Source organism: Pantoea sp. SS70 (assembly GCF_029866845.1).
GTDB classification, from domain to species: Bacteria; Pseudomonadota; Gammaproteobacteria; order Enterobacterales; family Enterobacteriaceae; genus Pantoea; species Pantoea leporis.
Map to the genome: position 1 here is coordinate 602,336 of NZ_CP117199.1, position 12,843 is coordinate 615,178.

Genomic DNA, 12,843 nt, shown 5'->3' on the forward strand with positions numbered 1-12,843 from the left:
CTCTGGTATGGAAGTATGATTTTTTTTCATTGATTCATTTCTGCGATTATTTCTTTGCGCGATAATTCCTGGTCAAATGCCCACTGATTAGTGCCACTTTCCCATCAAATGTACGGTTAAACCCTGTTTTTTCGCCTCGAAAGCCTTTTACCAAGCCTTAACCTAAATTCAACATGATGACTGAATTTCATCAAAACACATCCATAATTGAATTTTTACATTCTGAAATACCTATATCCCTAAGATTGCCAGGTTATTTACCGATTTATAAAGCTATTAACAAAAATAATTATCTTTCTTAGCAAGTGAGAGTCGTCGCGCCATGCTTCTAAATAAACCGACCACCAGACGTAAGTTTTTACTTGGGTCGCTTTTGGCTTTGCCATTAAGTGACCTGGTATTTAAGGGATTAACTGCGGCGCAAGCTGCGGAAATGGCAGCACCCGAGCTCGCCGACTATAAACCGATCTTTTTCAGTGCCGATGAGTGGCAATTTATTCTGGCCGCAACCGATCGCCTGATTCCAGCCGGCGGCAAAGGTAAAGCGCCAGGTGCACTGGAAACCAACGTGCCGATCTTTATCGATCAGCAGCTGCACAGCCCGGAGTTCGGGGCAGAGATTTACATGCAGGGTCCGTTCAACGTGCATGCGCCTGCCACCATGGGTTATCAAATCCCGTTCACGCCACAGCAGATGTACCAAACCGGTATCAAGCTGGTGAATCAGTGGACGCAAAGCAACTTCCAGAAACCGTTCCATGAGCTGTCACTGGAAGAGAAAGATGCGGTGCTGACCAAAGTGAACAAAAACGACGGCATTGACTTCGCCGCCCTGGGCGAAGAGAACCTGAAGGCCTCGCAGTTCTTCGGCCAGCTGCTTGCAGATACCAAACACGGCTACCTCGCTGACCCGATGTACGGCGGCAACAAAGGCATGAAAGCCTGGATTGCCATCGGCTTCCCGGGCGCACGCGCCAGCTTTACCGAATGGGTGAAGCAGCACAACGTGCCGTACCCGCTGGGACCGGTCAGCCTCCTGGGTGAAAGCGCGTAAGCACACCCCCGTTTTTGGTATGTGAGACAGGATTAACATGGCACAGATTACAAAGAAAGAAGTCGACGTCGTCGTTTGCGGCCTCGGCTGGGCCGGCTCGTTGATGAGTATTGAACTGGCGATGGCGGGACTCGACGTGCGCGCATTAGAGCGTGGTGGCGAGCGTGATTACCCGGATTTCGCTTATCCGAAACCGGCTGATGAATACGCCTACAACGTGCGTAACAAAGTGTTCGCTACGCCAAAAGAAGTGGCGGTCACGGTGCGTTACAACAGCAGCCAGACGGCGTTGCCGACCCGTAAATGGGGCGCGTTTGCGCCGGGAACCGGCGTGGGCGGCGCGGGCATGCACTGGACGGCGGTGCTGATTCGTCCAACCCCAACCGACCTGAAGCTGAAAACCTACGTCGATGAGGCCTACAAGCCGGGCATCCTGCAGGAAGATATGCGCGTGATGGACTTCCCGTTCACCTGGGAAGAGATCGAGCCGTATTACTACAAGTTTGAGCTGATCTGCGGTCAATCCGGCACCACCGGCAACCTGCGCGGCCAGATTCTGCCGGGCGGCGATCCGTTTGAAGGTCCGCGTTCTGAACCTTATCCGTTGCCTGCACTGGAAGATACGCTGAACAACGTGATGTTCAAAGAGGCGGCCACCAAACTCGGCTACCATCCGTTCCCGAACCCATCTGCGTGCGTATCACGCGCGTGGAAAAACCCGTACGGCAACCAGATCGCACCGTGTAACTACTGCGGCTACTGCTCGAAATATCCGTGCCTCAACTACTCTAAAGCCTCACCACAAACGGCGGTGATGGATGCATTGAAACGTATGCCGAACTTCTCTTACGAAGTGCATGCGGAAGTGGTGAAAGTGGTACTGCATGACGACCAGAAAACCGCCAAGGGCGTGATTTACTACGATGTGGACGGCAACGAAGTGTTCCAGCCGGCGAAGATCGTGGTGCTGTCCAGCTTCCAGCTCTATAACGTACGCCTGATGCTGCTCTCCGGTATCGGCAAGCCGTATAACCCAATCACCGAAGAAGGTGTGGTGGGGCGTAACTACGCGTTCCTGTCAAACGGCGGCGCAACCCTGTTCTTCAAAGACAAAAACTTCAACTCTTACGCCACCGCCGGCGCCACCGGCCAGATGTTCAACGACATCTCACCAGGCAACTTCGATGGTCCGGGCCTCGGTTTCCTCGGCGGCGCCAAGATCCACAGCTCGCAAGCCACCGGCACGCCAATGGCTGCTGCGCTGCCGAAAGGCACGCCATCGTGGGGCATGGGTTACAAAGAAGGTCTGGAGGAGTGGTACAACCACTCCATGAAGATCAGCATCACCACTACCTGCCAGTCGTATCGCGATATCTATCTGGATCTGGATCCGAATTACACCGACCATCGCGGTCAGCCGTTGCTGCGCATGACGTTCAACTGGAAAGAGAACGAACTGAAGCTGCAACAGCACCTGAAAGGCATCGTCGGCAACATCGCCAAAGAGCTGAACCCAGACAGCATGAGCATGAGCTTCCTGCCAATGGGCGCGGACTTTGACCTCACCAAATACGTTTCGACCCACAACGTGGGCGGCGCGGTGATGGGCGATAACCCGAAAACTTCTGCACTGAACAAGTACCTGCAGAGCTGGGATGTTCATAACGTGTTTGTACCGGGCGGCAACGCCTTCCCGCAAAACTTCCAGGCGAACCCGACCGATACCATCGGCGCGATCACCTTGATGGCGGCACAAGCCATTAAAGAACATTATCTGAAAAATCCCGGTCCACTGGTACAGGCATAAGCGCATGAAATTAAAATCATTGTTAATCGCCAACGCCGTGCTGCTGGGCAGCTTTGCACTGCAGGCACACGCGGAAGATGAAGCTCAATTGATCAAGCAGGGTGAATACCTGTCGCGTCTCGGCGACTGTATGGCGTGCCATACCGTTTCCGGTAAAGGGGATTACGCTGGTGGTTTGGCGATTGAGTCGAATCTCGGCACCATTTACTCCACCAACATCACGCCGGACAAAGAGCACGGCATCGGCAACTACAGCGAGCAGCAGTTCTCCGACGCGGTGCGCAAAGGCATATTGCCGAACGGGTCGCGTCTCTATCCGGCGATGCCGTACCCGGATTACGCCAAAATCTCCGACGCCGATATGCACGCGCTTTACGTCTACTTCATGAAAGGCGTGAAGCCGAGCAGCGAGCAGCCGCCGGAAACCGATCTGAGCTTCCCGTTCAGCCAGCGTTGGGGCATGCGCTTCTGGAACTGGGCGTTTACCTCTGACAAGCCATTCCAGCCGATTGGCGGCGCGTCAGAAGAGGTTAATCGCGGTGCTTACATCGTCGAAAGCCTGGGGCACTGCGGCAGCTGCCATACGCCACGCGGCCTCGGCATGAATGAGAAAGCGCTGGATAGCGGCGACGATCAGTTCCTTGCTGGTGGCAGCCTGAACAGCTGGGATGTGCCGTCACTGCGCGGTCTGCCGCGCTGGAGCGAGCAGGAGATTGTCGATTACCTGCAAACTGGTCGTAACGATAAAGCGGCGGTGGGCGGTGAGATGAAGTCAGTGATTGAGCACTCGAGCTCGCACATGACAGATGCCGACTTGAAAGCGATTGCCTCCTATCTGAAGTTCCTTGGCGGCAACCCGGCGCTGCAGGCGTATGACGTGAAGAAACAGCAGGCGACGGAAGCGAAACTGACCGCTGCGAAAGGCTTGTCGGAAGGTGAGCGTCTGTATATCGACAACTGCGGCGCCTGCCACTTTGTCACCGGTAAAGGTGCGCCGGGGATCTTCCCGGAGCTGGATCAGGCGACCATCGTCAATGCCAAGGATCCAACTGGTTTGATCCACACCATTCTGGCCGGTGCGCAGCAGCCATCCACTGAGAAAGCGCCATCAACGCTGGCAATGCCTGGTTTTGCTAAGCGTCTGGATGATGATCAAGTGGCTAAACTGGCGACCTTCATTCGTCAGGGCTGGAGCAACAATGCGCCAGCGGTGACGAAAGATCAGGTAGCAGAAGTGCGTAAAACGTTGAAAGGCGAGTAAATCGCTTAAAACTGTGCGATAAACCGCGCCGCTACGGATAGGCGCAAATACCGTAGCGGCGCAATTCATTACGCGTCTTTTAACGTGGTCTCAATGATAATTGTGAATCACTTCTAACACGCCGTTAATCACGAACTGCACGCCCATACACACCAACAAAAAGCCCATCAGACGTGAAATCGCTTCGATGCCACCTTTACCAACCAGCTTCATGATGGCGCCGGAACTGCGCAGCGAAATCCACAAAATCACCGACACGGCCAAAAACGTCAGCACCGGCGCGACGGCAACCACCCATGCCGGGAAATCTACGCCCGATTTAACCGTCGACGCGGAACTGATGATCATCGCAATGGTGCCCGGCCCCGCGGTGCTCGGCATCGCCAGCGGTACAAACGCGATGTTTACAGTTTCACGGTTGCTGTCGGTCGCGTCCAGTTCATCCTGCTTGTGCTCGGCTTCGACCGAATGCCCGACCGGTTTCGCCGGAAATAGCATGCGAAAACCGATAAACGCCACAATCAATCCGCCCGCCATGCGCAGGCCGGGAATGGAGATGCCAAAGGTGTGCAACACCGCGCTGCCGGCATACCACGCCACCATCATGATCAGGAACACGTAGATCGAGGCCTGCATCGCCTGGCGATTACGCTCCTGGAAATTCATCTCTCCGGCCAGGCCGAGAAACAGCGCCACCGTGGTCAGCGGATTGGCGAGCGGCAAAATCACCACCAATCCCAGCCCGATGGCTTTAAACAATTCCAGCATGAAATGTCCCATTTGAAAAATTATTCGATAATCGCACGGCTCGTAGCGGCGCAATTTATTGCGCGTTAAGAGGATGGAGAGTCGGTCAAAACCGCGCGATAAATCGCGCCGCTGCGGTGCGTGCGTTCATTGATTAGTGCTTCGGCGTATCCAGCGCCTCGATCAGCTCAGGGAAGAAATCCTGCAGCAGCTCAGGCGTCATCAGTTCGGGATAATTGATTAAATGCTCGCGAATGCGCTCATTCACATCCGGCAGCAGGCGTTGGGCGGCGTCTTGCGCACTGATCTTCTTCTGCTTCATCAGGCGCAGCACGTCATCCGGCAGATTGTCTTCATCTTCAACTTCATCCACACCTTCGAGATCGTCCAGCTCATCCAGCAGATCCATCAACGCTTCAATCTGCGGCGTGCGTGACTGGTATTCGGATGGCTGCTCGTTCTCCAGATAACGCAGCAGCGCGCGCACCGGTGAACCATCGGGTTCGGCAGGCGGTTCGTTGGCGAACCAGGTCAAGAGATCGTGCTGCGTCACCTGATGGACGTGATAACCGTTATCCACCAACTCATCGGCAAGGATATCGGCGGTATCGTGCTCAATCAGGCAAATGTGGGTGCGATTAGGCGTGAACTGCTCCAGCCATTGATAGATCTCTTCAATTACGCTGTCGTCGTAAATAAAGTGTTGGCTGAGATAGCTGTCATCCTGCTGGTGAACGCAGATGTGAATCTGGTCGGGATCGAAGTAAATCGCAATGTTGATGCCTTTCATGTGCGCTGTCCTGTGTGGTGCAAAATCTCACTATAGCCTCAGGCAGCGCAGATGAACATGGTGCCGCCAGCAGCATGAGCGACTGGCGGTAAAAATTAACGTAAATCAGCACGATCCAACCCATAAGCGCTGTCCAGTGCGCCCGGCGTCATCTGCGACAGCACCATCAGGCGATTCCAGGTGTTGATCACCGCGATACAGAACGTCAGCTCGCTGGTCTCCACTTCGGAGAAGTGCGCGCGCACCTCGCTATACAGCGCTTCGTCGATGCCGTTATCGCCCAGACGCGTCAGCGCTTCGGTCAGCGCCAGCGCCGCTTTCTCTTTGGCGGTGAACAGCGGGGATTCGCGCCAGATCGCCACATGATGCAGACGCAGCTCGCGCTCGCCGTGCAGTTTGGCCTCTTTCACATGCATGTCGACGCAGAACGCGCATTGATTGAGCTGCGAGGCGCGCAGATCGACCAGATGCTTCAGTGAGGTTTCTAATGAAACATTACTGACGTTCATGGAGAGATCGGACATGGCTTTGACCAGTGTCGGAACGGTTTTGAAGTGGTTAACGCGTGCAGTCAAGTTTTTTTCCTCAGGTCAGTCGTTTTTCAATGCGAAGGTGATGCGGGCATCTTAAACTTCCATGTCTGAGTGAAAAGGGTCAAAAAACGTAAAAACAGGTAGGGCATGGCGTGGGTTATAAAGAGATTTATGCGCGTTATCGCCAGCAGATTCTTGCAGGGCAGCTGAAGCCGGGCGACCGCGTACCGGCGATCCGTACGCTGGCGAGTGAGTTGCAAGTGGCGCGAAAAACGGTGGAAGCCGCTTATGAAATCCTGATCGGCGAAGGCTATTTTGTCAGTCAGGGCGCGAAGGGCACGCGCGTTAATCCCGAACTGATTCTGCCGGAAACAACCGGGAAAACGGCAGTGCCTGCGCCGCCAGTGAGCGCGTTAACCCAGCGTGAGAGCAAAGGCGAGCTGCGGCTTGGCATCCCGGCGCTGGATGCGTTTCCGCACAAAAAATGGCTGCTGATTTCCGGCAAAGCGTCGCGCAGCCTGCGCGCGGATGAGATGATTTTGCCGCCGGTCATGGGTTATCAGCCGCTGCGGGAAGCCATCGCCAGCTACCTGAATATTTCGCGTGGGCTTAACTGCCAGCCGGAACAGATTTTCATCACCAGCGGCTATCGCGCCAACCTGCGACTCATTCTGGCGGTGCTGGCGCAGCCTGGCGACAAGGTGATGTTTGAAGATCCCGGCTATTTCTTCGGGCAAAAACTGCTGAAGCGCATCGCGCCGAATCTGCATTACGTGCCGGTTGATCGGCAAGGCATGGATGTGGATTATCTGCTGCGCTATCACGCCGATGCGCGTTTCGCCATCGTCACGCCCACGCATCACAGCCCGCTGGCGGTAACCTTATCGTTGCCGCGCAAACATCAACTGCTGGAGTGGGCACAGCACAATGACAGCTGGATCATTGAAGATGATTACGACGGCGAGTTTCACTACACGCGCAAAGTGATTCCGGCGCTGAAAAGCCTGGATGTGCACGATCGGGTGATTTACACCGGCACCTTCAGCAAAACCATGATGCCGGCGATGCGCGTGGGTTATCTGGTGATGCCGAAAGAGACCATCGCGCGCTTCAGCGAGTTGGGGGAAATCCTTGAAACCGGTATGTCGCTGCTGCCGCAAAAGATTCTGGCGCAGTTCCTCAGCGAAGGGCATTTCTATCGCCACATCAAAAAGATGCGCACGCTTTATCAGCAGCGACGCCGCATGATGCTGGATGCCTTGCAGGCATGTTTTCCGGATGTGTTTGATTTTGAACTGACGGATGGCGGCATGCACATTGTCGCCTTCCTGCCGCATGGCATGCAGGACACAGCGCTGGCGGAGATTTGGCAGCGGCATCAGCTGCGCGTATTGCCGCTCTCCGGCTGGTATATGCAGACGCAGAAACGCTATGGCCTGGTGATTGGCTATACCAACATTCGGTCGCTGGACCAGGCGCGGGAGTTGTTGCAGAGAACGGTGCTGGAGACGCGAGCGTTACTGGACTAAAGAAAAGGCGCGAGGGACAGCTCGCGCCTTGATATCGGCGCGTCCTTACATGCCGATATATTTTTTGCCTTGCTTCAGAACCACATCGCAGGCTTTGGTTTTCAGCTTCTCACCCATCGGCGAGTTGCTCAGGCTCTGCAAATTCAGTTGCTGACCGTTGCCAGTGTTAAGCAAGCCTTGCAAACCCTGCTGGTAATCGGTTTTCTGCTCTTGCGCGGTGGTGCTGTTCAGGCCGAGTTTGCTCAGCACCTGATCTTTTACCGACTTCACGTTGTTATCCACCACGTTGTGCTGCACGCAGTAGGACATCACGCCTGCGGCGTTGGTCATGCTGTTGGAACTCACCGCTTTATCGCCGCCGTTCAGCAGGCCGGTAAGCGATGAGAGCGACATGCCGCCGTTCTGCGTGGTGCTGGTGTTGCTGGTGCTGTTGTTTTGCTGTGACAGCTGCGATGCCGCGCTGCTCAGCTGATCCTGCCAGCTTGCCGCCGATGCGCTCCCCGCAACCATGGCTGCCGCGATGCCCCATCCCCAAATCATGCGTTGTACTTTCATCTCAACCTCGTTGTCTTTTATGTTCTGACTGCGTCAGTTTTGGTTAAGAGAGGTTTGAATTCGGAAAGTTCCAGTTAACCGGGCTGATTGGGGAAAATTGGGACCGTTCTGGGTTTTAATTTTTGAACGTCGGTTGGCGGGATCGACGGTATAACAAGCAGTTATCCGCGAAATGCTGTTTTTTTCAACGCTTAGCGCACATCCCTAACGATTCCGGTTGCGCACGCTGTTCGTAACGGTATAATCCCCAACGTTTTCCGCATCCTCTTCAGTGCCGAAGTGGCGAAATCGGTAGACGCAGTTGATTCAAAATCAACCGTAGAGATACGTGCCGGTTCGAGTCCGGCCTTCGGCACCAAGACTCATCTAATTGGTTGTTTTTTAAATACCTTTCTCTATTTTTTCGCTTGTAATTGCGTAGCCCTACTACAAAAGGCTATACGAGGCGATGTCTCAGCGATATAAACTCTATCGTCGAACCAGCGGCATTTATGTTGTCCGCATCAGCGTTCCCCAACGTTTTCGCCGATACGCAGGACAGTGTGAGATTCACACTTCAACAGGCACTCATGACCTTCATGAAGCAAAGCAGAAGTCCGCGCTCCTGTTGGCGGTCTGGTATCAGACCTTACAAGAGTATGAACAATTGGATTACCGATCTTTAAATGACTGCGCCCCGCTGCTTGCCGGAGAGGGCATGATCTCGCTTTCTAACTTTGCTCAGTCAATCGAGCTGCCCGTTACTCAGTTAATTCAGGCGGTGATGAACCGCAATCTGCCTATGTTTTGGCTAGCGACGGGGCAGGCTGGCTTTTATGTTGAGACTTTATCTGAGGTCGAGTTAGACCCTCTCGATGGCAGCTACGTGCTTAACTATGTCGAAGCGCAGGGTATGGAAGGGGTTGTTAAAGGTTATCTGCAACTCATTGCTCCCTTGGCGCATTTACGTAACATCATCAGCGACGGGCATTCAGAAGCCTCGGTGTTTAAAACTGCTGGAAGCGAAGCTAAAGGCGGTTGGTTTTTCACCTCCAATTGCCCGGTAATAAAACCCGATACGCTATTGATCAATAAAGTCCATGCAGAAAATCTCCGGCTTGATTGGCTGGCTAAGACTACACCACCAGCTGTTAGCGTTCATCCCGCTGCGCCTCTTGCTACCCCATCCCCCGTTATCGTTAACGAGTATGTTCATCGAAAGTATTACACTAAGAGCCTGTCATGGTTATGTTCAGAGTATGTAAAGCATCGGCGCAAGGGTAAAGTCTCGGAGTCGGCAATTAACGATATCCGTAACTACTTCACCTTTATGATTGAAGCGATGGGCGACATTCAGTTGGAAGACTTTGATCGCGATTTCCTCCGAGCTTATGAGAGCAAACTACGCACGATCCCCGCAAACCGGAATCTAGCGAAAGCTAAATATGGGGTGAAAACACTGGATGAGTTAATCGCTAAGGCGGCGGAATGCGGCGATAAGTCGATGACTGAGGAATCCGTCAGGAAGTATATCAACGGCCTTTATGGTGCAATGAAGTGGGCTGTTGCTGATGGCAAGCTACTGAAATCGCCATGCGAGAACTTTTTCCCGCGCGATGATAAAGACGAGCGAGACCAGGATCACACTGACGTGTTTGAACCTAATGAAGTTAAGGCGATTTTTTCGCTACCGTGGTTTCTAGCTGGAACAGGAGAACGTAACGCGCAAGGGCGATTCCATCAATATTGCCCGTTTCACTATTGGGCACCTTTGCTGGGGCTACTGACGGGGGCGCGAGTTAATGAGATCGCGCAGTTACTTCTAGATGACATACTAGCGGAAGATGACGTTTATTACCTGAACCTTGAAAGCGATAGCGAAAGTGGAAAGAAACTAAAAAATGCCAATGCTCGCCGCAAGATTCCGATTCACTCCACGCTGATTGCTCTCGGTTTCATCGACTACGTTAAAGCCTTAAAAAATGCCGGGTATGCCCGCCTGTTCCCCGAGCTTAAGCCGCATAAAACTAAAGGCTATGGCAGGCCAGTTTCCGCATGGTTCAATGAATCGCTACTGGCGCGTAGATTGAATGTAGAGAGGAACAGAACCAAATCTTTCCATTCTTTCCGCCACTCTGTTTCGACTTTACTAAAGGAGAAGGGCGTTAGCCCGGAATTACGTGCGCAATTAGTTGGACATGTGCGCGGCGAAACGGAAACAGAAGTGCGATATAGCAAAGACCTCAAACCGATTCATATGATTCAAACTGTGGAAAAAATTGATTTTTCGTTGCCTGAGATAGCGAAATTTAACATTCCTGATGGGTTAGATGCTGTCAGAGATGCGCTGCGAAGAAAGCGAGGCAAACAAATAGAGTAGTGGGTTGCCCGACTATCAACGGCTGAGGCGCTCTGTAAGGCTCTCAGCCGCGTTTTTAATTGAGAGCAGTAGATTTTATGGAGTGGGATTTGCTGCGTGCTCAAGGCCCGTTTGCTTACGAATAACTGCCAGCAATTCTTTGTATAAGGATTCGTTTCTCAAACACCAAAGTTTTTAAACGCTCTCCCTGAAATAGCATTGATAAAACCTAAGACTCTTCACTTTTCAGCGGCTGTTTCTGGCAGTATTGCCGATAATGTCCCTCACTCCGCTTCTTACTTTCCTTTGTGTAGTTATCTGCCTGTAAGATGCAGACGTAGTTGGTGAAAGGTTGTATGTATTTAAGTTATTAGGTCACAGCCAGTCAGCCCAGCAAACATACGGATCACTACTTCAAAATTCGCACACTTTTTTGGAATCGCGATTTAGAGATGCAGGTTGCGTAGCGCCGCTCTAACCCGGTTACTCAGCTCTTTATCTGCGATCAGGTGGCTGCTCTCAGCCCGCGTTCTGCCTTTTTTGTCACGCTGCCCTACAGTGCTGAACGAATGAATGCCGCGCTCCGTTACTGCGTCTTTGTGCAAGCGAATCCAGTTGATTGCGACAAGCCGGAACAGATCTCCCTTTGACATCTTTGCAGCGGCTATCGGACAGCGGAACGTGAACAAGCTGGCGAGCGTTTCAAACGGGAAATGTTGAAGCCCGGAGAGAAGGCCGAAACCGTATTGTTGCAGCGCATCACCCCGCAATGTTACCTCCACACGGGCGCGTTGCTGACGAAGTGGCAGCGGTTGCTTTCTGTCTGTGCGCTTGTGATAGCTCTGCCACGAAATGGCATCCAGCTCGTTGCCTATACGCAGGTTATACGCCGGGTTTATGCGATGGCCGGGCTTATCAAGAAACTGGTTGCTGTTGCTGTCACTGTTGTATTGACGGTGATTAGTGCCGGGAGCAAACAAGCTTGTTTGCAGGCGGTATGTAAGGGCGCGTGTTGCTTCAACTGACTGCTGCTTGTGCCAGAAGTCGCAGCTGATTTCTATTCCGGCAATTATTGGCTCGGCTGCTAAGGGGATGCGCTTTGCTAACGCATTGAATACAGCACACAGATGATGATAGTTGTTCGCCAGTTCATCATGGAAACGAATGCGGAATGTGTCAGTAACATCGCCAGGCTGAATATTGATTGCTTCAGCCCACCAGTGGTCTATGCCGGTTATCGCTGATAATGCTTTGCGAACATACTGATGCTGCGTCCGGCGCTCTGTGCTGATCTGCACGTCGAGCCAGTCAATTACAGCGGTTGCCCTAAATTCCTTCAGGGCAGAATCCGCGGTTTGATAGTCGTTAGTCACTGTATTCGCCTACGAGAACAACTGGAGTTTGCGCTCGTTCCATTTCCGTTTATCTGATGGGTCGTATTCAACGGGAAACGGATTAATAGATCGTGGAGATACTTTTGAACCTGAACGCACACGTGCTTCATCAATAAATTTTTGCACATCTGATAAGAGGTAAACGGGGCGTTTAGACTTCTCATGCTTTGCAATGCCGATCGGTGTAAGAACCAATTCGCAGTATTCGCCACGATTAAGCCGCATGTCATCTAAAATCGTATGCCAGTTACGCAGCGGCCCGATGGCATCATGAATCATATATGCAGCATCGCTAGTGGTGATAACCAAACCTTTTGTCATCTTTTTCTCCTTAGTCTAAGGTTGGCGCGATCATTAAATGCAGACCGTCACGAAGTGCGTTCTGCATAATGACGAACGGTGCACCTCCTAGATCCTTTCGGCGATAGCCCGTGATGAAAGTGAACGCGGTAAAAGAGTTATCTCTTATGGTAATTACCGCGCCATCCAGTTCGCTTTCAAGCTCCTCATCGTTTAGACGCCAGTAGCCGTTGCCGATAATCTCATGGTTGATGTTAGTCTCAACCGGGCCAGCGTCGCCCAGCACTATGAGTTGCTCGGCCATCAATTCGTCTGCCAGTGCAACCCGCAGCAGAGCTGCTTTATTTGGGGCCTCCGGTTGTGCCGCTAGCACGTCGCGCGCCCAATCCTGCCACCTGATGCCTCGCTTTGCTGCCATTCTGTCTATTGCATCCCAAGTGGTCGTCTCAAAACGAAACGACGAACGGCCATTGCCAGTTAACTCTGCATTACGAGTTTTAAATGTCTTCTTCATGTTTTTTCCTTGAAATAGTAA

At 52.7% G+C, this 12,843-nt stretch carries 12 protein-coding genes and 1 tRNA gene; 6 read left to right on the forward strand and 7 right to left on the reverse strand.

All coding sequences use genetic code 11. From position 1 onward, the window contains the following. The first annotated feature begins 322 nt into the window (after nt 1-322). The 3 genes from PO881_RS02690 to PO881_RS02700 are packed head-to-tail and all read left to right on the forward strand — an operon-like array spanning nt 323 to nt 4,122. A complete protein-coding gene (locus PO881_RS02690; RefSeq protein ID WP_101762220.1) occupies nt 323-1,054 on the forward strand; it encodes a gluconate 2-dehydrogenase subunit 3 family protein in 732 nt (243 codons plus the stop codon). Nucleotides 1,055-1,091: 37 nt separating this feature from the next. Next, complete coding sequence (locus PO881_RS02695; RefSeq protein WP_110868048.1) at nt 1,092-2,861, forward strand: GMC family oxidoreductase; 1,770 nt, start codon at nt 1,092-1,094, stop codon at nt 2,859-2,861. 4 nt (nt 2,862-2,865) lie between these two features. Next, nucleotides 2,866-4,122: a cytochrome c gene (locus PO881_RS02700; protein WP_280172412.1), complete on the forward strand. Its 1,257-nt coding sequence runs from the start codon at nt 2,866-2,868 to the stop codon at nt 4,120-4,122. A 90-nt stretch (nt 4,123-4,212) separates the two neighbouring features. On the opposite strand, the gene PO881_RS02705 is transcribed toward PO881_RS02700, so the two are convergent. From PO881_RS02705 to PO881_RS02715, 3 genes are all read right to left on the reverse strand, one after another. Then, the gene (locus PO881_RS02705; RefSeq protein WP_110868046.1) at nt 4,213-4,890 is read right to left on the reverse strand and encodes a MarC family NAAT transporter; all 678 of its coding nucleotides are present in this window, start codon (nt 4,888-4,890) and stop codon (nt 4,213-4,215) included. A 133-nt stretch (nt 4,891-5,023) separates the two neighbouring features. Next, nucleotides 5,024-5,659 carry a hypothetical protein gene (locus PO881_RS02710; RefSeq protein ID WP_101762216.1) on the reverse strand — a complete coding sequence of 212 codons (636 nt, stop codon included), beginning with the start codon at nt 5,657-5,659 and terminating at the stop codon, nt 5,024-5,026. A 95-nt stretch (nt 5,660-5,754) separates the two neighbouring features. Beyond that, nucleotides 5,755-6,234, reverse strand: a complete 480-nt coding sequence (locus tag PO881_RS02715; protein ID WP_192235827.1) for a carboxymuconolactone decarboxylase family protein — start codon at nt 6,232-6,234, stop codon at nt 5,755-5,757. Nucleotides 6,235-6,344: 110 nt separating this feature from the next. Between PO881_RS02715 and PO881_RS02720 the strand changes: the two genes are divergently transcribed. Beyond that, nucleotides 6,345-7,721 carry a PLP-dependent aminotransferase family protein gene (locus PO881_RS02720; RefSeq protein ID WP_280172413.1) on the forward strand — a complete coding sequence of 459 codons (1,377 nt, stop codon included), beginning with the start codon at nt 6,345-6,347 and terminating at the stop codon, nt 7,719-7,721. A 45-nt stretch (nt 7,722-7,766) separates the two neighbouring features. Here the strand turns inward: PO881_RS02720 and PO881_RS02725 are convergent, their stop codons facing one another. Then, nucleotides 7,767-8,276 (reverse strand): DUF2501 domain-containing protein, encoded by a 510-nt coding sequence (locus PO881_RS02725; RefSeq protein WP_101762213.1) that lies wholly within the window; start codon nt 8,274-8,276, stop codon nt 7,767-7,769. A 273-nt stretch (nt 8,277-8,549) separates the two neighbouring features. Here PO881_RS02725 and PO881_RS02730 point away from each other — a divergent pair. Further along, a tRNA-Leu gene (locus PO881_RS02730) sits at nt 8,550-8,634 on the forward strand. Between the two features lie 90 nt (nt 8,635-8,724). After that, nucleotides 8,725-10,635, forward strand: a complete 1,911-nt coding sequence (locus tag PO881_RS02735) for a site-specific integrase (protein WP_280172414.1) — start codon at nt 8,725-8,727, stop codon at nt 10,633-10,635. A 425-nt stretch (nt 10,636-11,060) separates the two neighbouring features. Here PO881_RS02735 and PO881_RS02740 read toward each other — a convergent pair whose 3' ends face one another. The 3 genes from PO881_RS02740 to PO881_RS02750 are packed head-to-tail and all read right to left on the reverse strand — an operon-like array spanning nt 11,061 to nt 12,822. Continuing rightward, nucleotides 11,061-11,987: a hypothetical protein gene (locus PO881_RS02740; protein WP_280172415.1), complete on the reverse strand. Its 927-nt coding sequence runs from the start codon at nt 11,985-11,987 to the stop codon at nt 11,061-11,063. Nucleotides 11,988-11,996: 9 nt separating this feature from the next. Next, nucleotides 11,997-12,329, reverse strand: a complete 333-nt coding sequence (locus PO881_RS02745) for a hypothetical protein (RefSeq protein WP_280172416.1) — start codon at nt 12,327-12,329, stop codon at nt 11,997-11,999. 10 nt (nt 12,330-12,339) lie between these two features. Beyond that, entirely contained in the window at nt 12,340-12,822 is a 483-nt protein-coding gene (locus PO881_RS02750; RefSeq protein ID WP_280172417.1) for a ribbon-helix-helix domain-containing protein, read from the reverse strand. Nucleotides 12,823-12,843 lie beyond the last annotated feature (21 nt).